This window comes from Streptomyces sp. NPDC020490 (assembly GCF_044335305.1).
In the GTDB taxonomy this organism is placed as follows: domain Bacteria; phylum Actinomycetota; class Actinomycetes; order Streptomycetales; family Streptomycetaceae; genus Streptomyces.
In genome coordinates this window covers 274267-294298 of sequence record NZ_JBIRUY010000003.1, presented here as the reverse complement: position 1 = coordinate 294298, position 20032 = coordinate 274267, and the positions used below count along the sequence as shown (strand labels likewise).

The window sequence follows — 20032 nt, the reverse complement described above, 5'->3', positions numbered from 1 at the left end:
CCGGTTCGGGCCGGTTCGGGCCGGTCCGGGGGTCAGCCCGCGAATTCGGCGAGGGCGCGCTCCACGATGGCCACCAGCTGGTCGTGGTGCGCGCCCTTCCAGTACGCGCGCCCGCAGTCCAGGCACTGCGCGAAGACGTCGTACGTCCGCTGCGTGCCGCCCTCCAGCTGATGCGCCACCTCGTCCTTGCTCGCCTCCCGCAGCAGCCCGTTGCAGGCGGTGCACCGGGTCCAGGGCCGCAGTTCGGGCCGGAACCGGTCCAGGACGTCCCGGAGCTGGTCCTCGGGCCGGGTGCTGTAGACGTACGCGCCGGCCCACAGTTCGCGGCGGCGCAGCAGGCCCCGGTCGCGGCTGAGCATGACCCGCTGTTCGGCGGCCGAGCGGGCGGCGAGGGCGGGGTCGCCGATGTCCGTCGACTCGTAGGCGGTGTCCACGCCGAGCAGGCGCAGACGGCGGGCGAGGGTGCCGAGGTGGACGTCGAGCAGGAAACGCAGGGGCGCGCCGGGCACCTGCTGGGGGCGCTCGACGGGCCGGACCGAGACGCTGTCGCCGGCCGCGGGGACGTACGAGGACGGCACCTCGCGGCCGTTCACCCACAGCGACCCGACCTCGGTCAGCGGGACGCCGGCCGACTCCACGACGTGGCCGAGGGAGGAGACGCCGTCGGTGGTCAGGGCGGTGGCGGCGCCGCGGCGGCCGTGCGGGACGAACAGGGCCAGGCCGGGGGCGAACTCGACGTGGATCTCGGGACCGTTCACCCGGTCAGGATGTCACGGGAGAGGGGTCCGGTCTCAGGGCTTTTCGGTGGGCAGGCCGTGCTCCAGGACGTCCAGGGCGCGGTGCATGAGGTCCCCGAGGTCGCCCGTGAAGTCGTGCTCCGCCCAGTACATGTTGACCTCCATGAGGCCGCCGATGAGGGACATCGCGTAGACGCGGACCTCGAGGCTGTCCGGGTCCAGGCCGAAGCGCTCGGCTATGGCCCCGCGCATCAGCCGCGCGGTCTGCGACATGCTCTCGAAGATCCGGGAGCGGACGGCGGGGACCTGGACCCCGAGCTGCGCCCGCATCCGGACCACCTCGGGACTCTCCTGCACGAGCAGGTCCAGCGCCTTGCCCATGATGTGCCGCACCGAATCGATCCACGGCTCGTCGACGGGCCGTGCGCGCAGCTCCTCCAGCATCACCGGGTCGTACTCGTCGGTGAGGACGATGTCCTCCTTGGTCGGGAAGTACCGGAAGACGGTCGACGGCGACACCTCGGCCCGCTCGGCGATCTGGTCGATCGTCGTGGCCTCGTAGCCCTGCTCCCCGATCAGTTCGAAGGTCGCGGTGCGGATCGCCTCGCGGGTCTTGATCTTCTTGCGCTCGCGCAGGCTCAGCCGGGGGCGCTCGGAGGGGGAGAGGGGGGAGGGTGCGGCCGTCATGGGCTTCATTGTCGGGCATCGGCGGGCGGCACGGCCATGTCGGGGGCCTGCGGCTCGGTCCCGGTGGCCTGCGGTTCGGTCCCGGTGGCCTGCGGCTCGGCTCCGGTGGGCTGTACCTCGGTCCCGTCGGTCTGTGGCTCGGCTCCGGCTGCGTGCGGCTCGGTCCCGTTGGTTTGTGCCTCGGCTCCGGCGGTCCGTGTGCCGGGGAGCAGCGCGCCGGCCAGCAGGGCCGCGACGAGCGCCGCGACGCCGCACACCAGCAGCACCAGGCCCATGCCGTGGACGTACGCCTCGTTCGCGGAGGCCGTGAGGCCGGCGGAGTGCGTCCGGCCGGCGACGATGTGCGCGGCGACCACCGATTCCCGGGCGGTGCCGGCGGCGGACGCGGGCAGCCCGGTGACGTCGAGCCGGTCGCGGAAGGCGCCGGAGAGCAGGCTGCCGAGCAGCGCGATGCCGAGCGCGCCGCCGACCTGGCGCAGCGTCATCAGCAGCCCCGACCCGCTGCCGGCCCGGTCGCGGGGCAGCGCGCCGAGCGCGCCGTCCATCGCCGGGACGACGGAGAAGCCGAAGCCGACGCCGGTGACGGACAGCCACAGCGCGGTGAAGCCGTAGCCGGAGTCGGCGGTCGTACGGCTGCCCAGCAGTGCGGAGAAGGCCAGCACCGCGAGCCCCGCGGTGACCACGGCCCGCGCGCCGAACCGTTCGACGACCGGCTGCGCGCCCCGCGCGGCGACCAGCAGCCCGCCCATCATCGGCAGCAGGCGCACACCGGTGCCGAGCGCGTCGTGGCCGAGGACGGCCTGGAGGTAGGGCGGCAGCACGAACAGCAGGCCGGACAGGACGAACATGACCAGGGTCGCGGCGAGCGTGTTGAACAGGAAGCCGCGGTGGGCGAGGAGGGCCATGTCGAGCATGGGCCGTGCGGCCCGGCGCTCGCGCAGCACCAGCGCGGCGAGCAGGACCACCGCACCGGCGAGCATCGCCACCACCAGCGGGTCGCCCCAGCCCCGGCCGGGCGCCTCGATGATCGCGTAGACGAGGGCGCCGAGCCCGGCCGCGGTGAGCGCGGTGGAGACGGCGTCGACCTCGGGGGAGGCGGGGTCGCGCGTCTCGGGGAGCAGGAAGAGGCAGGCGGTGATGCCGATCGCCGCCATCGGGACGTTGACCAGGAAGACCGAGCCCCACCAGAAGTGGTCGAGCAGCCAGCCGCCGATGATCGGGCCGAGCGGCAGGCCGAGCGCGGAGGCGGCGGAGATGACGCCGACGGCCTTGGTGCGCTCGTCGGGCCCGAACAGCGAGGGCAGCACGGACAGGGCGAGCGGGGTGACCAGCGCGCCGCCCACGCCCATGAACGCCCGGGCCGCGATCACCCAGTGCACGTCCCCGGCCAGCGCGCCCACCAGCGAGCCGGCGAGGAACACCGCGAGACCGGTGATCAGCATGCGGCGCCGTCCGAACCGGTCGCCGAGGAGCCCCGCGGGCAGCATCAGCGCGGCGAACACGACGACGTACGCGTCCGCCATCCACTGCTGCTGGCCGGTGGTCGCGCCGAGGTCGGCGGCCATGGTGGGCAGCGCCACGTTGAGGATCGTCATGTCGAAGCCGAGCGTCAGCATGCTCGCGACCAGGGCCCCGAGGGCCCACCAGCGGCGCGGGTCGGGCCGCACCTCGGGCGCAGGAATGAAAGTAGCCATGAAATGAGAGTAACTCTCAAAATCAAGGGAGTGTCAATACGTGTCCGCTCCCGCCCGCGGCATCCGTCGCGGGCGCACGAAAAACGGCCACGGCTCGAAAGCCGTGGCCGTGCGGTGGGGAAGGGGAGCGGTCAGATGTGGGTGTACGCCACCAGTGAGATGCCGACGTAGTGCACGACGAACGCGGCGAGCGTCAGCGTGTGGAACACCTCGTGGAAGCCGAACCAGCGCGGGGAGGGGTTCGGCCGCTTGATGCCGTAGATCACACCGCCCGCGCTGTAGAGGAGGCCGCCGACGACCACCAGGACCAGGACGGCGATACCGCCGGTGCGCATGAAGTCGGGCAGGAAGAAGACGGCCGCCCAGCCCATCGCGATGTAGCAGGGCGTGTACAGCCAGCGCGGGGCGCCGACCCAGAAGACCCGGAAGAGGATGCCGGCGGCCGCCGCGGCCCAGATGCCCCACAGCAGCCACTGCCCCTTCGTGCCGGGCAGGAGCAGCAGGGTCAGCGGGGTGTAGGTGCCGGCGATGATCAGGAAGATGTTGGCGTGATCCAGCCGGCGCAGGATGCCGTCCATGCGGGGGCTCCAGTTCCCCCGGTGGTACAGCGCGCTCACGCCGAACAGCAGGCAGGCGGTGAGGGCGTAGATCCCGCAGGCGATGCGGCCCCGGGCCGAGTCGGCGAGGGCGGTGAGTATCAGGCCGGCGACCAGCGCGGCCGGGAACATGCCCAGGTGCAGCCAGCCGCGCAGCTTCGGCTTGAGCGGCTCGGCGAGGTGCTGGGCGTGCTGCTTGATCTGGCGGGGCACGGAGTGCGCGGCGGGACCACGGCCGTCGGCCGGCGAGTCCGTGGCCGCGTCGGGGACGGACGCAGTCATACGGGTCATCGTACCTACGCAACCGTAAGTTCAGGGACTGGTCGCCCCGTTGACCTGGCCGGGCGTTGCCATCGTCTCACGCGGGCCCGATGGCCGTTACGCAAAGAAAACTTCAGGTGAACGCTACGTACGGGCAAATAAACGCGGTGAACACGAATCGGACGTGGCGATCCTCACTCCGCTCACCTGTGAGGTCCTCTGGACATATGGGCGGTATGATCGGATGATCAAATGAGTGCGGTCGGCACCGGATGAGCGCTGAAGATCCAGCCACGAAGCATCCGGGTCGCAGCCCCCACGGGGCCTCCAACAAAAAAATCCCTCATTTAGGAGCAATCGTGGCGCGCGACATCGCGGCTCCCCCCGTCGTCCCCACCAACCACCAGGAACTGATCTCATGGGTGAACGAGATCGCCGAACTGACCCAGCCGGACAGCGTGGTCTGGTGTGACGGATCCGAGGCCGAGTACGAGAGGTTGTGCGAGGAGCTCGTAGCGAAGGGCACCTTCAAGAAACTCGACCCGATCAAGCGCCCCAACTCCTACTACGCCGCCTCCGACCCGACCGACGTCGCGCGCGTCGAGGACCGGACCTTCATCTGCTCCGAGCAGGAGCAGGACGCGGGCCCGACCAACCACTGGAAAGCCCCGGCGGAGATGCGGGAGATATTCCAGGGCGAGAACGGCCTGTTCCGCGGCTCGATGCGGGGCCGCACGATGTACGTCGTCCCGTTCTGCATGGGACCCCTCGGCTCGGACCTGTCCGCCATCGGCGTCGAGATCACCGACTCCGCCTACGTCGCCGTGTCGATGCGCACGATGACGCGCATGGGGCAGCCGGTCCTGGACGAGCTGGGCTCCGACGGCTTCTTCGTGAAGGCCGTCCACTCCCTCGGCGCCCCGCTCGAAGAGGGCGAGCAGGACGTTCCGTGGCCCTGCAACCGGACCAAGTACATCTCCCACTTCCCCGAGACCCGCGAGATCTGGTCCTACGGCTCCGGCTACGGCGGCAACGCCCTGCTCGGCAAGAAGTGCTACGCCCTGCGCATCGCCTCCGTCATGGCGCGCGACGAGGGCTGGCTCGCCGAGCACATGCTCATCCTGAAGCTGACCCCGCCCACCGGCGAGTCCAAGTACGTCGCCGCCGCCTTCCCGAGCGCCTGCGGCAAGACCAACCTCGCCATGCTGGAGCCCACGGTCTCCGGCTGGACGGTCGAGACGATCGGCGACGACATCGCCTGGATGCGCTTCGGCGAGGACGGCCGCCTGTACGCCATCAACCCCGAGGCCGGCTTCTTCGGCGTCGCGCCCGGCACCGGCGAGCACACCAACGCCAACGCGATGAAGACCCTGTGGGGCAACTCCGTCTTCACCAACGTCGCCCTCACCGACGACGGCGACGTGTGGTGGGAGGGCATGACCCAGGAGACCCCGGCCCACCTCACGGACTGGAAGGGCCGCGACTGGACCCCGGACTCCGCCGAGCCCGCCGCCCACCCCAACGCCCGCTTCACCGTCCCGGCCGCCCAGTGCCCGATCATCGCGCCCGAGTGGGAGGACCCCAAGGGCGTGCCGATCTCGGCGATCCTCTTCGGCGGCCGCCGCGCCAGCGCCGTGCCGCTGGTGACCGAGTCCTTCGACTGGAACCACGGCGTGTTCCTCGGCGCCAACGTGGCGAGCGAGAAGACCGCCGCCGCCGAGGGCAAGGTCGGCGAGCTGCGCCGCGACCCCTTCGCCATGCTCCCCTTCTGCGGCTACAACATGGGCGACTACATGGCCCACTGGATCAACGTGGCCAAGGACAAGGACCAGTCCAAGCTGCCGAAGATCTACTACGTCAACTGGTTCCGCAAGAACGACGAGGGCAAGTTCGTCTGGCCCGGCTTCGGCGAGAACAGCCGCGTCCTGAAGTGGATCGTGGAGCGCCTGGACGGCAAGGCCGCCGGCGTCGAGACCCCGATCGGCGTCCTGCCGACGAAGGAGGCCCTCGACACGAACGGCCTGGACCTGTCGGAGTCCGACCTGGACTTCCTGCTCACGGTCGACAAGGAGGTCTGGCGCGAGGAGGCGTCCCTGGTGCCCGAGCACCTGAACACCTTCGGCGACCACACGCCCAAGGAGCTGTGGGACCAGTACCACGCCCTGGTGGAGCGCCTGGGCTGAGCCCGGGCACCGAACTCCGCGGCCGGTCCGATCTGCCCTGACCAGTGATCGTCACGGCCGGCCGCGGTGACAAGCCGGCGAGGTCCCGCACAACGGCGTGAGGGGCCCTGGGCCTGCCGTCCCACCCCCCGTCCGCCCCGACGGGACCCGCGACGGCAGGCCCTCGCCTGTTCCCCACCGCGGCGCGTTTCCCCACCACGGCGCGCCGTCCGCGCCCGGTGCGCCGCCTGCGCCCGGCGCCCTGCCCGCGCCGAGCGCCGCCCGCGCCGCGTGCGCTTGCCTGCACCCGGTGCGCTGCCTGCCGCCCGGCGGGGCCGTCCGCACCCGGACCTCTGCCCGCGCCCGGCGGGCCGTCCGCACCCGGACCTCTGCCCGCGCCCGGCGGGCCGTCCGCGCGCCGGCTCAGGTCGCTCTGCCTTGGCTCACGGCTGGCCGTGGTGACCATCCGGGGAGGTCCCGGACGTCGGTGTGGCGGGTCCTCGCCTGTTCTCCGCCGGGGCGCGTCTCCCCGCCCGGCGTGTCGGCTGCTCCCGGCGTTCTGCCCGCGCCGCGTGCCGGCTGCGCCGTGCGTGCTTGACCGCGTCCGGTGCGCCACCTGCGTCCGGTGCGCCACCTGCGTCCGGTGCGCCGCGCGCCCCCCGGCGGCCGTGCCCGGCGGGCCGTCCGCGTCCGGTGCGCCGCCTGCGTCCGGCGGGTTGCGCGCCGGCCCAGCCCGCGGCCGCGCTCGGCTCAGGGCGTTCCGCCCCGGCCTTCCAGGTACCGGGTGTGCGACTCCTGTCGGCGGGCTTCCGCCTCGCGGAGGGAGGCGGCGAGGCGTTCCGCCTCCTCCTGCAGCAGTGTGAGCTGCCGTTCCAGGTGGCGTTCGGGGGGCTCCTGACCCGGCGCCAGCCGGGTCCACCACCGGGTGCGGACGAACGCGTCGACGGCCTCGGGGAGGTCCTGCCGTACCGTCCGGGACAGCACGTGCACGCCCTCCGGGTCCTGGGCGAGCACCTCGGCGGCCCACCCCGGGTCCAGCAGCCCGGCCAGCAGCCGCGTCAGCTCGGTCAGCCGCCCGGCGGCCGCGGGCGGCAGCTCGACGTCCGTCAGATAGCCGCCGAGCTGCTCGAAGTCGTCCCGCACCGCCTCCAGCCGGGCGGACGGGTCGGGGAAGTCCGGCAGCGCCGGACGCTCCGGCGGCGCGATCAGCGCGCCCGCGCCGTACAGTCCGGCCACCACGACCGGCCAGTACGGGCCCGCCGCCCCGGCGAAGGTGAGCCCGAGCCCGGCGAGCCCGCACAGGCTGCCGGTGATGTTCTTGCGGGACTCCAGGTATCCCGCCAGGCGTCTACTGGTAGCCACGGATCTCCTCGAAGGCGCCGTCCAGCGAGCCCTGCCGGGCGTCGAAGAGGCGGCCGCCGGTCAGGTCGGCGATGTGCGCCAGCTCGCGGCGGTCGGAGTCGCCGAAGAGGATCGGGAAGACGGGGGTCTGCCGCCGCGCCGGGGTGAGCGAGCGGTAGAAGGCGTCGAACTCGCCGGCCTTCGCGCCCGTGGTGTTCTCGCCGTCCGTCATCAGCACGATCGACGTGAACGTGTCCTCGCCGGCGCCCAGATGCTCGTACGCCTTCTCCAGCGACGTGTAGATCGCGGTGCCGCCGTCGGCGGACAGCCGTGCGGTGTCCTCGCGGATCGCGTCCAGTCCCGCCCGCGGATCGGCCGGGTCGACCACATGGGTGCGCACGCTCTTCACGTCCGACCCGAACGGCATCAGGGTGACCTCCTCGCGGTCGCGGAAGTCGCCGGTGAGGTCGCGCAGCGCCGTCTTCAGCCGGGTCAGCCGGTCGCCGTCCATCGAGCCGGAGGTGTCGAGGACGTACACCGTGCGCGAGGGGCGGCGCAGTTCGTTCTCGTACGCGTCGAGCAGTCCGTCGGCGACCGACCGGCTGCCCGGGAAGGGCAGTTCCCGCCGCCGGCCGGGGTCGAGACCGGCCGCGGGCCGCACGGAGGTCACCACCGGGCGGCGGTGCGTGCGCTCGGTGATCAGCCGCTGGACGGCCGGCGTGCGCAGCGCCTCGGTGAGCCGGCGGACGTCCTTGCGGGCCGTCGCGGTCGTCGAACGGAGCGAGGAGAGCGGGTAGTCGGCGGTGACGACGCCGTCCCGGGGGCGGATCACCGTCAGGCCCGGCAGGGACTTCAGCACGGACTCGTAGTTGAGCAGGGCGTCGACGGTGCCGCGCCGCCGGTAGGCGGTCGCCAGCCAGCCCGACGAACCCGACGTCAGCTTCTGCCCGGCGAAGAACTCCTTCAGCCGCGGGGTGGCCTTCGTGACGTCCGCGTCGGTGAGCGCGGACTGGGCGCCGGAGAGGGCGGAGGCGACCGAGACGAGCGTGGCGAAGCCGGAGTTGGAGCGGGCCGGGTCGGTCATGCCGTAGGTGAGCCTGCCGTCCTGGACGGCCTGTTCGACCTGGGACCAGGTGACGTCGTCCGGGCGCCAGCCGAGCGCCTTGACGGTGGCCGTCCGGACGCCGACGGCGACCGGGCTGGACATGACCGGCGTCTCGGAGACCACCCGGCGGGCCGCCTCGGGACGCAGCCGCAGATAGTCGTTCGACGACAGCCACAGCGCGTCGTACCGCCCGTCCGCCTTGCCCTCCGCGAGCAGGTTCACCGCGTCGAGCGTGCCCATGTAGGTGGGCCGGACCCGGATGCCGGTGTCCCGGCGGACCCGGTCGAGGACCGGGGTCATGTCGCCGAGCTCGCTGGAGGCCAGGACGCGCAGCGTGCCGGGTTCGGCGGCACCGGGGTCGCCGGGGTCCTCGTCCCGTTGCGCGGAGCAGGCGGTGAGCAGGGCGACGGCGGCGAGGACGGCGGCCAGCGGGCGTCTCATGCGAGCCCTCCGTCCAGCGCGCCCTGCGACCGGCTGCGGTCCAGGTGGGCGCTCGCCTGCCGCAGTTCGGCGCTGAGGGACTCCACCGTCGCGGCCATCGCCTCCGTCGCCTGCACCTTGTAGGTGTCGATCGCGTCGAGGGTGCGGTAGATCTGCTGGAACGCCGACCGCAGGGTCTCGGCGCCGACGGCCGGGTCGGCGGCGATCCGCTGGATCTCCCCGCTCTGCGTGGCCAGCATCTCGGCGTTGCCGCGGACCAGGTCCTCGGTGGTGCCGCGCAGGGCGTCGACCTGGTCGGCGACCTTCTTCTGGTGGTCGAGCGCGGAGGCCAGCATCACGGAGATGCGCAGCGCGGACACCGTGGTGGTGGCCGCGCGTTCCACGCCCTTGATCAGCTCCTCGTTGTTGCGGCGTACGACGTCCATGGCGAGGTAGCCCTGGGCGCACACGGCGAGCTGGGTGAGCAGGTCCTGGTGCTTCTGCCGGACGGGGAAGAGCACGTCGGCCCGCAGCGAGTCGGCCGCCTGCGGATCCGCGGTCTCGTCGAGGTGCCGCTCGACGGCCGCGTCCAGCGCCTGGGTCAGCACCACGTACTCCTGCAGCTTGCCCATGGTCTCCCACAGGCGGACCCGCTCGGTCTGCAACGCGGCGTTGTCGCGCCGCAGTTCGTCCTGCCCGCCGCGCAGCGAGCCCACGATGGCGTGCAACGTTCCCTGCGCGGAGGCGTACTTGGCGACGTGGTCGCGCAGCCGGTTGCCGCCGGGCAGCCGGGACAGCAGCCTGCGGCCACGGCCGGCCGGCTGGTCGCGCGGGTCCAGGTCCTCGACCACCCGCCTGAGTTCGACGAGCGAGCCGGCCACCTTCGCGCTCGCGTCGCCGCCCTTGGACGGCAGACTGCGCACCGTGCGCTCCAGCATCCGGTTGGACTGCGCGGCGGCGGCCCGCATCTCGCCGGAGCCGAGGGCGGTGATCTCGCCGACCTTGCCGGCGAACTCGGGGGAGCGGGCGTCCAGGGCGGCGAGCCCCTGGACGTACGCGGCGGCCTTCTCGGCCATCGCCGCGCGGACGTCGTCCGCCACGGGCACCAGCCCGCCGGCCTTCTCGGCCGGCACGGGCGTGACGGCCTCGGGCGGGGTGAGGGTGAAGTCGTTGCCGTTGTCGGTCACTTGTCGTCCCCCCTGGCCCGGCGCGCCATCTCGTGCAGCACCGCGGAGGTGGGCACGGGCGCCTGCCGGACGCCGGTCAGTTCCTTCTTCAGATAGGTCTCGGAGGCGCCGAATCCGGCGGCCGCCCCCTGCGGGCGGAACCCGTGCCGGACCGCGAGCTTGCGCAACAGCGGGTCGGTGGACAGCAGTTGCGCGAGGGCCCGGCCGTCTTCGGTGAGCGGTACGACGGTGTGGTCGCTGTCGACGGTGGTGTCCGGGTAGAGCACGACGAGGTCGTCGGGCCGTTGCCCGTCCGCCAGGAGTGAGGCGACCTGCGACTCGTAGACCAGCACCAGCGGGTTGCCGGCGCCGCTGACGAAGTCGCGGAAGAGCGCGTCGCTGCCGGCCTGCTGGGCCCCCTGGACGCTGACCAGCTTGCGCAGCAGCGGCGCGGTGCGGTTCAGGTCGGCGTCACTCGCGACCACCCGGCCGTCGTTGGCCACGTAGGAGGCGGCGGCGAGGTAGAGCGCGCCCGAGTTGGAGGTCTCCGGGTCGGTGCTGGCGACGAAGAGGGTCCCGCCCAGTTCGCCGTACCCGTCCGCGCCCTTGAGCTGCTGCCAGGTGCGGTCGTGGCGGGCGGCGTCCAGGTAGGCGGCCATGTCCAGGGTGCCGCGGTGCGCGGTGTCGAGGGTCGCCAGGCCGTTCGCCGCCAGTACCTTGGCGGCGCCGCGGTGGGCGACCACGACGAGCGGCGAGTAGAACGGCCGCGGCAGGCTGCCGTGCACCTTGTACCGGGCCGCCAGCTGGGCGGCGGGCGCCTGGCTGGACGGGAACGCGAGGTCGTAGCCCTTGAGGTCGAGCCCCTCCATGGCCCAGGAGCCGGAGGTCTCGGCCTGCACGGTGTAACCCTTGGCGGCCAGGGCCTTCACCACGTCGGGATCGGCGAAGTAGTCCGCCTTCTCCGATCCGATCACCATGCGCACGGTCTTCGCTGCCGTGCTCGTGTCCTCAGCCTTCCGGCCCGCTACGACGGCTGCCACCACGCCGCCGATCAGCAGGACCGCGAGGACGATTCCTGCGATGCGTCTCACAGGGTGATCGTGTGCGCGGAAGGGAACGTTCCCGGGCCGCGGGGGTGAACGGGGAGTGAAGCGGCCGTCCCGGTACGCAACCGGAACGGCCGCCGTCATTTTCGCGCCGTCACTTTCATGGCGCCCGGTCCGCGCGTCGCTGCGGGTGCACGCGGACCGGGGCCGTCTCGGGGGAGCCCTCGGGGGCTCAGCGGGACGCGAGTTCGCGCGGCTCCAGGGCCGCCGCGTGGGCGTCCATCTGCTCGGCGGCCAGGATCGCGGCCCCCGTGTCGGCGCGGGAGGCCGCCACGACCAGGGCGCGGCCGGCCAGGGCGTGCGCCCGCCGGTGCAGGGCGGCGGGGTCGGCGCCGGCGGGCGCCGCGGACGTACGGGCCGGCGGCCGTCCGCCGCGCAGCCGGGCCACCTGGCCGGCGACCCGCTCGGCCGCCTCGTCCCAGGCGGAGCAGGGGCTCAGCGCCCGCAGTTCGTCCGTGACGGCGAGCAGGGCCGCCAGATGGCCGGCGAGCTGGATGTCCAGCTCCTCCTCGCGGGAACGGTGGGGGAAGTCGGTGTTCGTGTTCGCGTTCGTGTGCGCGCCGGCCATCGTGCTGTGGACGGACCGACTGGACGGAGCAGTGCGGATCGGTTCGTACATGGATGGCCTCCTGCGCGCTGACAGGAAGCCATCCTAGCTTAGATTTCGTCTAAAGTGGCGCCGTTCGGGAAACAGGGCCGTTCGTCCTCTTGCGCGGCCTCAGGGCTGGCTGTAGCCGTCCAGGAAGGTGCCGATCCGGCCCACCGCGTCCCGCAGGTCACCCACCGTGGGCAGGGTCACGACCCGGAAGTGGTCCGGCTCCGGCCAGTTGAACCCGGTGCCCTGGACGACCATGATCTTCTCCTGGCGCAGCAGGTCCAGCACCATCCGCCGGTCGTCCTTGATCTTGAACACCTTGGGATCGAGGCGCGGGAAGAGGTACAGCGCGCCCTTCGGCCGCACGCAGCTCACCCCCGGGATCTGCGTCAGCAGCTCGTACGCCGTGTCCCGCTGCTCCTTCAGGCGCCCGCCCGGCAGCACCAGGTCGTTGATCGTCTGGCGCCCGCTGAGGGCGGCCACGACCCCGTGCTGGCCCGGCATGTTCGCGCACAGGCGCATGTTCGCCAGGATCGTCAGGCCCTCGATGTAGGACTCGGCGTGCGCGCGCGGACCGGAGATCGCCATCCAGCCGACCCGGTAGCCGGCCACCCGGTAGGCCTTGGACATGCCGTTGAAGGTGAGGGTGAGCAGGTCCGGGGCGATCTTCGCGGTGGGCGTGTGGGTGGCGCCGTCGTACAGGATCTTGTCGTAGATCTCGTCCGAGCAGACCAGCAGGTTGTGGCGGCGGGCGATGTCCGTCAGGCCCTTGAGCATCGCCTCTTCGTAGACCGCGCCGGTCGGGTTGTTCGGGTTGATGATGACGATCGCCTTGGTGCGGTCGGTGACCTTCCGCTCCACGTCGGCGAGGTCGGGCATCCAGTCGGACTGCTCGTCGCAGCGGTAGTGCACGGCCGTGCCGCCGGCGAGCGAGACCGCGGCCGTCCACAGCGGGTAGTCGGGCGCGGGCACGAGCACCTCGTCGCCGTCGTCCAGCAGGCCCTGCATCGCCATCACGATCAGCTCGGAGACGCCGTTGCCGATGAAGACGTGCTCGACGTCCGTCTCGATGCCCAGGGTCTGGTTGTGCATGACGACCGCGCGGCGGGCCGCCAGCAGGCCCTTGGCGTCGCCGTAGCCGTGGGCCGTGGAGACGTTGCGGAGGATGTCCTCCAGGATCTCCGGCGGGCACTCGAAGCCGAACGCGGCCGGGTTGCCCGTGTTGAGCTTGAGGATGCGGTGGCCGGCCGCCTCCAGGCGCATCGCCTCCTCGAGAACCGGGCCCCGGATCTCGTAACAGACGTTGGCGAGCTTGGTCGACTGGATCACCTGCATGACAGGGAGCTTACGGCCCGGTAACGCCCTTTGGGCCGTGTTTTCCGCCACGTGAGACGCGGCGGTTTGTGCGGTTATCGCCTACGGCTGTCCCGCGGGCCCCACCTGTCCCTACAATGCGCGGCCATGTCCTGGCACCCTCAGCACGAAAACGGGGCGCACGGCGCACAAGCCGCGAACGGCGCGACCGGTGCGCACGGCGGCGACGGCGCGTATCCGGCCATGGACGAGCCCCAGGTGCCGCCGAACGTGTACCAGCCGATGCCCCATTCGGCCCCCCGCTACGAGGAGTACGCCGATCCGGCGGCCGCCCACGGCTGGCAGAACGCGTTCGACCAGACGGCCGAGCTGCCCGTGATCGCCGCCCCGGCGGACGCGTATCCGCCGGACGGGTATCCGGCGGACGGGTATCCGGCGGACGGGCACCCGCCGGACGCGTACCCGGCGGACGGGTACCCGGCGGACGGTCACTCGGCCGGTCCGGGCGTGCTCGAGCAGTACGAGCAGTACGTGGGCTACGCCGACCCGGCGCGGCCCGGTGAGCCCGGTGAGCCCGGTGAGCCCGGTGAGCCCGCGGAGGACGACGGGCCGGCGGTCGTCGGCGGCTCGCGGCGGCACGGACGGCCGACGCGCCGGGTCCCGGTCGCCGTGGGCGGAGCCTGCGTGCTGCTGGTCGCCGTCGTCGCCGGTCTCCTCGGCTCCGGTTCGGCCGACGGTCCGCGGCCGGGGACGCAGGGCCAGGAGGAGGGGGCGAAGAAGAAGGACGGGGTGTCCGTCGCACCCGCCGCGCCGCCCGGCGGCGCCGCGTCGTCCGGCTCCGGCGACGCGAACCCGTCCGCGAGTCCGTCGCCCACCGCCGCGGAGAAGTCCGCCTCCCCGACCGCCGCCGCGGGCGGCGGCGACACCGCGGACCCCACCACGGCGCCCGCGACCACGTCCGCCGCCACCACGACCGAACCGGCCCGGGGCAACGGCGGCAAGCCGGGCCGCGGCAGAGGAGCGACCAAGGGCCCCAGGTGAGCCCCCTCCCAACCACCGCCCGTCCCTCCCGCCGGCCACGCCCCCGGTGCCGGCACGCCGGTGCCTGAGCCGGCACCCCCGTCCCGAGCGGCCCGGTCGCCCCGACAGCACGTCTGCGCCGAGTCGCCGGCACCGCCCGAACGGCCCGGCGGTCCCGAGGGGGGCCTGTGTGGGATCGGCACGGCCACCGGAGCGGGCCGCCGGTTCCGGGTCGGCGCATTGGTCGGTCGCGGCCCGGTCGCCCCGACAGCACGTCTGCGCCGAGTCGCCGGCACCGCCCGAACGGCCCGGCGGTCCCGAGGGGGGGCCTGTGTGGGATCGGCACGGCCACCGGAGCGGGCCGCCGGTTCCGGGTCGGCGCGTCGGTCGGTCGCGGCCCGGTGGTCCCGATGGCGGGTATGTGCCGGTCGGGCACGACCGCCCGAGCGCTACGTCTGCACCGAGCCGGCGTGTCGGTCCCCGCGCGGGGGACGGCGGCCTGACCGTGGCGCTGTGCCGGACGGCCGCGCCTGACTGTGGTCCGGTCGGCGGTGGCGGTCCCGCCGGTCAGCCGTCCGCGGCGCTCCGCTTCGCGCCGGTCCGGTTCGCGCTGGTTCGGTTCGTGACGGTCCGGTCCGTGCCGGTCCGGTTCGCGCCGGTCCGGCTCCGGCGCATGAGTACGGCGTGGGAGGCGCTGTCGCGGCAGTCGGCGCTGAACGGCGCGGTGGGGCGGTGATCACCCCGGCCGCAACGCCGAGTTCGTCGAGCGGCCGGAAGCCCTGGGCTCGCGCCTGCGGCGGGCCCCCGACCGGGAGCGGGCCGCGGGTGCTGGACCGCTGCCGGGCCGACCCGCCGGTCGCCGAGCCGCGGTGCGGACTCGACCGGGACGCGGGCGTCAAGGGCCTGGATGACCGGCGCAGGCGCGAGCGGTACCTCGGGCCGGCGGTGTCCTTTTCCAGCCGCGTCTCCATGAGCCGCGAGGCGCTGCTCCACCGGCAAGTCGACGACACGCTGGGCGCGGCCGGGTCACCGTCGGCCCGCCGGGAGTCCTGACGCCCGCCGCGAGTCCCGGCGCCCGCCGTAAGTCCCGGCGCCCGTCGGGCACCCCGAGGGGCGCCCCGAGCGCTGCCCCGGGGGCCGGAGTCGCGGCCGGAAACACCTTCTTGCCCATCCGCCCCCCTCCCCTCACAATGCACATGACAAATTCGCGGGCGGCCGGAGGATCTCCGGTCGCCCCGTCGCAAGAGGGGACCCCACATGAAGAAGCCTCTCGGCGCCGCGCTCTTCGCCCTGGTGATCGCCGGGGCGGGTGCGGCACCCGCGGTCGCGGCACCGGCGCCCACCGAGCGCGCCGCCGCGCCCACCCTCCAGGCCGTCAACTTCGCCGGCACCGTGTCGCTCAGCAACTGCTCCGGCTCGGTCATCCGCTTCCCGAACTCCGCGGACACCGACCCGGCGCTCGTGCTCACCAACGGCCACTGCCTGGAGACCGGGTTCCCGGCGCCCGGCGAGGTCATCGTCGACCAGGCGTCCAGCCGCAGCTTCGGCCTGCTCAACGCCTCGGCCACCCGGGTCGGCACGCTGCGCGCCAGCAAGGTCGCGTACTCGACGATGACCGACACGGACGTCACGATCTACCAGCTCACCACCACCTACGCGCAGATCAAGAGCACGTACGGGATCAGCGCGCTGACGCTGAACGACACCCACCCGGTCGCCGGGACCGCCATCACGGTCGTCTCCGGCTACTGGAAGAAGACCTACGCCTGCAACATCGACGGCTTCGTCTACCGCCTCAAGGAGGGCGACTGGACCTGGAAGGACTCCGTCCGCTACACCTCCGCCTGCAACACCATCGGCGGCACGTCCGGATCGCCCGTCGTCGACAACGCCACCGGCAAGGTCGTCGCCGTCAACAACACCGGCAACGAGGACGGCCAGACCTGCACCGTGAACAACCCCTGCGAGGTCGACGAGAGCGGCAACGTGACCGTCCGTCAGGGCATCAACTACGCCGAGGAGACCTACCAGATCCCGGCCTGCTTCGGCGCCGGCAACAAGCTCAACCTGAGCGCGAGCGGGTGCACGCTGCCCAAGCCGTAGCGCGTCGACGGCGGGCGGTCACACCGGAGTCCGGCGGACCGCCCGCCCCGCGAGCACGTCCGTGCGCCGGCCGTCCTCGATCACGAACCGCCCGTCGACCAGCACGTACGGGATGCCCGTCGGCAGCCTGCGCGGCTCCTCGAAGGTCGCGCCCGCCGCCACCGTCCGCGGGTCGAACAGGACCAGGTCGGCCCGGAACCCCTCGCGGACCAGCCCCCGGTCCGGCAGCCGCAGCCGGGCCGCCGGGCGCGAGGTGAGGTGGGCCACGCACTCCTCCAGCGACAGCAGGCCCAACTCGCGGACGTAATGGCCCAGATACCGGGGGAAGGTGCCGTGGGCGCGCGGGTGCGGCCTGGCGCCGTGCAGGACGCCGTCGGAGCCGCCGGTGTGCGCGCGGTGGCGCAGGACGGCCCGCACGTTCTCCTCGTGGCCGACGTGGAGCAGGACCGTCGTGCCGAGGCCGTCCGCCAGCAGCAGGCGGCGGGCGGTCGCCCAGGGGGCCTCGCCGCGCGCGTCCGCCGACTGCCGCACCGTGCGGCCCACATGGCCCGCCAGCCGCGGGTCGCGCACCCCGGAGACCTCGACCGTGTCCCAGTCGACGGGCACGCCGTGGCAGCCGTCCGAGCCGACGTCCTCCAGCTGGTGCCGGATGCGCTCGGCCGTCTCCTCGTCCGCCAGCCGCTTCAGGGTCTCCCGCGGACCGCCCTCGCCCGCCCAGCCCGGCAGCAGCGCCGCGAGGGTCGTGCAGCCCGGGGCGTAGGGGTAGCTGTCGAGGCTGATGTCGGCCCCGGCGTCCAGCGCCTCGTCCAGCAGGGCCAGCAGCTCGGGCGCCCGGCCCTCGTTGACGCCGAAGTTCATGGTGGCGTGCGCCAGATGCAGCGGGCAGCCCGCCTCCCGGGCCACGGCCACCATCTCCGCGTACGCCTCCAGCGCGCCCGCCCCGTAGGAGCGGTGGTGCGGGCAGAAGTAGCCGCCGTGGGACGCCACCACCCGGCACAGCTCGGTCAGTTCGGCGTCCCTCGCGTACCCGCCGGGCGGGTAGGTCAGCCCCGACGACATGCCGACCGCGCCCTGCTCCAGGCCCTCCGCGACCAGTCGCCGCATCCGGTCCAGTTCCTCCGGCGTGGCCTCGCGGTCCTCCCAGCCGACGGCGAGCGCGCGCACCGTCCCCTGCGGAACCAGGTAGGCGGCGTTGACGGCGATCCCGCGGTCGAGGCGGTCCAGGTACTCGCCGACGGAGCGCCAGTCGAAGTCGACGTCGTCGCCGTGGCCGTTCCAGCCGGCGATCGCGTCGCGCACCTCGGCGAGCGTGCGGTCGTCGACGGGCGCGTACGACAGCCCGTCCTGGCCGATCACCTCCAGGGTCACGCCCTGCGCGGCCTTCGCGCTGTGGTCGGGGTCGCGCAGCAGGGCGAGGTCGCTGTGCGCGTGCATGTCGATGAAGCCGGGGGAGAGGACCAGGCCCTCCGCGTCCAGTTCCCGCATGGCCTTGGGGCGCTGGCAGCCGGCGGCCGCGGCCTCCTTGACGATCGACACGATCCTGCCGTCGTCGATCACCACGTCCGCGCGGTACGACGGTTCACCGCTGCCGTCCACCACGTCCGCGTCCCGGATGACGAGATCCTCCACGGCCGGCTCCTCTCCCTCGGACTCCCCGGACTCCCCGCACGCCTCAGAAGAACGTACGCCTCAGAAGAACGTACGGATGTACTCGACGACCGTGCCGTCCGCCTCGGCCACCGGGATCAGCGGCCACTTGTCGAACGACGTGCACGGGTGGGACAGGCCCAGGCCCAGCCAGTCCCCGACCTCGAGGTCCGCCTCGGCGGTCGTGCGCAGCCAGGCGTGCTGGTCGGACAGCGCGGTCACCGAGATCCCTGCGGCCGGGCGCTCGGCGCCGTCCCTGCGTACCACCTGGGCGACGGGCAGGTCGAGGTCGTGGGCGGCGTCGCGCTTGCCCGCGTTGACGAAGGCCTGGTCGGGGGTGGGGCGCGAGACGACCTGCGCCCACAGGCGGAACGCCGGCTCCAGCGCGCCCTCCTCGGGCACCCGGTTGAAGGGGGTGAGCCTGCGGTAGTGGCCGTCGTCGTGCGAGACGTAGGCCCCGGAGCGCAGCAGCTTCAGCACCGGCGAGGACAGCCCGGGGATCTCCGCGAACACCTCGGCCACCGCGTCGAACCAGGCGCTGCCGCCCGCGCTGACGACGATCTCGTCGCGCCCGGCGAAGCGCCCGGCCCGGTCGAAGCCGACGGCGAGCGCGACCAGCCGCCGCAGCCACGCCCGCACCCGCTCCGGGTCGGCCCGCTCCACCTCGCCCTCGTACCCGGCGACCCCGGCCAGCCGCAGGGTCCGCGTCGCCGCCACCGCGTCGGCGACGGCCGCGCACTCCGCCTCCGTCCGCACGCCGGTGCGCGCACCGGCGCCGGCCGCCAGCTCGACCACCACCTCCAGCGGGCGGGCCGCCCCGCGCAGGGCGGTGTCCATCAGCTCCACCCCGCGCACGGAGTCGACGTAGCAGATCAGCCGGAAGTCCGGGTCGGCGTCCTGCTCGGCCGCGATCCAGCGCAGGGCGGCCGGGTCGACGACCTCGTTGGCGAGGAAGACCCGCCGCACGCCGAACGCCCGTGCCACGCGCACCTGGTGCGGCACCGCCAGCGTGATGCCCCACGCGCCGCGCCCGGTCTGCCGGTGGAACAGCTGGGGCGCCATGGACGTCTTGCCGTGCGGGGCGAAGGCGAGGCCGTGCCGGGCCGCGTACGCCTCCATCAGCGCCAGGTTGTGCTCCAGGCGTTCGGCGGACAGGGCGAGCACGGGCGTGGTGAAACCGCCGGTGAACAGGTTGCGGCGCTGGGCGGCCAGCTCGCCGACGGTCAGGCCGTCGGCGTCCGGCGGGAGGCCCTTGAAGCGGTGGTCGACGCGTTCCCCGGCCAGGCGCGCGAGCGCTTCGGAGGGACTGCCGGCGGTCATGGAGCCTCCCTGATCGGTCGCCACCCGGACGGGGACGGCGCTCGAAACGGTGCTGTCGGGTGCCGGGTTCGCGGTGGCGGCGGTGCTGAGCGGTGTTCGTGTAGGGGTCTGATAACGAAGTCGGGGCTGACTGTCCCCGGCACAGGATCGTCGACCATACTGCCCGCTGTGGAGCAGCGCATAGGTTCGAGCAGCCAGCCCCTGAAGGGCGAGCCCGTGACGGGCGCCGGGTTCGACCCGGCCTTCATCCCCGGGCTCACCTCGCCCGCGACCGGCGAGCCGGAGAAGGCCGAGGACCGGGACGCCGTCGCCGAGGCCGACACCGAGGCCGTCGAGGACACGGCGGAGCCGGAGGCGTCCGAGGCGTCCGTGGAGCCCGGCGCGGCCGAGCGGGAGGCCGCCGACGGAGACGGCACCGCGGACGGCGACGAGCCCGCCGGCGGCCCCGTCTTCGAGGCCGCCGACCGCCGGGCCCGGATCGTCGCCGACCGCAAGGGAGTCCGCCTCGTCCTGGACGACCAGGAGTGCGAGTTCCGCTGGGACGAGATCGGCGCGGTGGAGACCACGGTCCCCCGCTTCGGCAAGCGGCTCACCATCACGGTGCACACCCCTGACCGGCGCTGGTACCCGATCGAGATCGAGGCGCCGGCCAGGAGCCGTTTCAAGGAGTGGGACGAGCGGCTGGACGCGGTCCTCGACGCCTACTTCGAAGAGGACGCCGAGTAAGAGCCGGGCGGGCGCCGGGCGACCGGGCAGCC

Annotated in this window: 17 protein-coding genes; 5 read left to right on the top strand and 12 right to left on the bottom strand. The window is 73.3% G+C overall.

Annotated features, from left to right (window positions below; all coding sequences use genetic code 11):
• Nucleotides 1-32 precede the first annotated feature (32 nt).
• The 4 genes from ACH4ZX_RS06185 to ACH4ZX_RS06170 all read right to left on the bottom strand — a co-directional run bounded on the left by ACH4ZX_RS06185 (nucleotide 33) and on the right by ACH4ZX_RS06170 (nucleotide 3996).
• A complete protein-coding gene (locus ACH4ZX_RS06185) occupies nucleotides 33-758 on the bottom strand; it encodes a Mut7-C RNAse domain-containing protein (protein ID WP_398268242.1) in 726 nt (241 codons plus the stop codon).
• Nucleotides 759-791: 33 nt separating this feature from the next.
• The gene (locus ACH4ZX_RS06180) at nucleotides 792-1433 is read right to left on the bottom strand and encodes a TetR/AcrR family transcriptional regulator (protein WP_398268239.1); all 642 of its coding nucleotides are present in this window, start codon (nucleotides 1431-1433) and stop codon (nucleotides 792-794) included.
• Nucleotides 1430-3118, bottom strand: coding sequence for an MFS transporter (locus tag ACH4ZX_RS06175; protein ID WP_398268236.1), 1689 nt, complete (start codon nucleotides 3116-3118; stop codon nucleotides 1430-1432). Before ACH4ZX_RS06175 ends, ACH4ZX_RS06180 begins: the two co-directional genes overlap by 4 nt.
• Before the next feature lie 131 nt (nucleotides 3119-3249).
• Nucleotides 3250-3996: a hemolysin III family protein gene (locus tag ACH4ZX_RS06170; RefSeq protein ID WP_398268234.1), complete on the bottom strand. Its 747-nt coding sequence runs from the start codon at nucleotides 3994-3996 to the stop codon at nucleotides 3250-3252.
• Between the two features lie 338 nt (nucleotides 3997-4334).
• On the opposite strand from ACH4ZX_RS06170, the gene ACH4ZX_RS06165 reads away from it, so the two are divergent.
• Nucleotides 4335-6158 carry a phosphoenolpyruvate carboxykinase (GTP) gene (locus ACH4ZX_RS06165; protein ID WP_398268231.1) on the top strand — a complete coding sequence of 608 codons (1824 nt, stop codon included), beginning with the start codon at nucleotides 4335-4337 and terminating at the stop codon, nucleotides 6156-6158.
• A gap of 729 nt (nucleotides 6159-6887) precedes the next feature.
• Here the strand turns inward: ACH4ZX_RS06165 and ACH4ZX_RS06160 are convergent.
• The 6 genes from ACH4ZX_RS06160 to ACH4ZX_RS06135 form a co-directional block, all read right to left on the bottom strand.
• The gene (locus tag ACH4ZX_RS06160) at nucleotides 6888-7499 is read right to left on the bottom strand and encodes a hypothetical protein (protein ID WP_398268228.1); all 612 of its coding nucleotides are present in this window, start codon (nucleotides 7497-7499) and stop codon (nucleotides 6888-6890) included.
• Entirely contained in the window at nucleotides 7486-9024 is a 1539-nt protein-coding gene (locus ACH4ZX_RS06155) for a substrate-binding domain-containing protein (RefSeq protein WP_398268225.1), read from the bottom strand. The genes ACH4ZX_RS06160 and ACH4ZX_RS06155 overlap by 14 nt, the downstream gene beginning before the upstream one ends.
• Entirely contained in the window at nucleotides 9021-10190 is a 1170-nt protein-coding gene (locus tag ACH4ZX_RS06150) for a toxic anion resistance protein (RefSeq protein ID WP_398268222.1), read from the bottom strand. The genes ACH4ZX_RS06155 and ACH4ZX_RS06150 overlap by 4 nt, the downstream gene beginning before the upstream one ends.
• Nucleotides 10187-11260 carry a substrate-binding domain-containing protein gene (locus tag ACH4ZX_RS06145; protein WP_398268219.1) on the bottom strand — a complete coding sequence of 358 codons (1074 nt, stop codon included), beginning with the start codon at nucleotides 11258-11260 and terminating at the stop codon, nucleotides 10187-10189. Before ACH4ZX_RS06145 ends, ACH4ZX_RS06150 begins: the two co-directional genes overlap by 4 nt.
• 187 nt (nucleotides 11261-11447) lie before the next feature.
• Nucleotides 11448-11894: a hypothetical protein gene (locus ACH4ZX_RS06140; protein ID WP_398268217.1), complete on the bottom strand. Its 447-nt coding sequence runs from the start codon at nucleotides 11892-11894 to the stop codon at nucleotides 11448-11450.
• 99 nt (nucleotides 11895-11993) lie between these two features.
• Complete coding sequence (locus ACH4ZX_RS06135; protein WP_360742185.1) at nucleotides 11994-13205, bottom strand: pyridoxal phosphate-dependent aminotransferase; 1212 nt, start codon at nucleotides 13203-13205, stop codon at nucleotides 11994-11996.
• 126 nt (nucleotides 13206-13331) lie between these two features.
• Here ACH4ZX_RS06135 and ACH4ZX_RS06130 point away from each other — a divergent pair, with 126 nt between their 5' ends.
• The 3 genes from ACH4ZX_RS06130 to ACH4ZX_RS06120 all read left to right on the top strand — a co-directional run bounded on the left by ACH4ZX_RS06130 (nucleotide 13332) and on the right by ACH4ZX_RS06120 (nucleotide 16307).
• On the top strand, nucleotides 13332-14225 hold the full coding sequence (locus ACH4ZX_RS06130; protein WP_398268213.1) for a hypothetical protein: 894 nt from the start codon (nucleotides 13332-13334) through the stop codon (nucleotides 14223-14225).
• Between the two features lie 804 nt (nucleotides 14226-15029).
• Entirely contained in the window at nucleotides 15030-15257 is a 228-nt protein-coding gene (locus ACH4ZX_RS06125; RefSeq protein WP_398268210.1) for a hypothetical protein, read from the top strand.
• A gap of 204 nt (nucleotides 15258-15461) precedes the next feature.
• Nucleotides 15462-16307: a serine protease gene (locus ACH4ZX_RS06120; protein ID WP_398268207.1), complete on the top strand. Its 846-nt coding sequence runs from the start codon at nucleotides 15462-15464 to the stop codon at nucleotides 16305-16307.
• 18 nt (nucleotides 16308-16325) lie between these two features.
• Here ACH4ZX_RS06120 and ACH4ZX_RS06115 read toward each other — a convergent pair whose 3' ends face one another.
• A complete protein-coding gene (locus ACH4ZX_RS06115; RefSeq protein ID WP_398268204.1) occupies nucleotides 16326-17936 on the bottom strand; it encodes an amidohydrolase family protein in 1611 nt (536 codons plus the stop codon).
• Nucleotides 17937-17996: 60 nt separating this feature from the next.
• The gene (locus tag ACH4ZX_RS06110; RefSeq protein ID WP_398268202.1) at nucleotides 17997-19274 is read right to left on the bottom strand and encodes an amino acid deaminase; all 1278 of its coding nucleotides are present in this window, start codon (nucleotides 19272-19274) and stop codon (nucleotides 17997-17999) included.
• Nucleotides 19275-19442: 168 nt separating this feature from the next.
• Between ACH4ZX_RS06110 and ACH4ZX_RS06105 the strand changes: the two genes are divergently transcribed.
• A complete protein-coding gene (locus ACH4ZX_RS06105) occupies nucleotides 19443-20000 on the top strand; it encodes a hypothetical protein (RefSeq protein ID WP_398268199.1) in 558 nt (185 codons plus the stop codon).
• Nucleotides 20001-20032 lie beyond the last annotated feature (32 nt).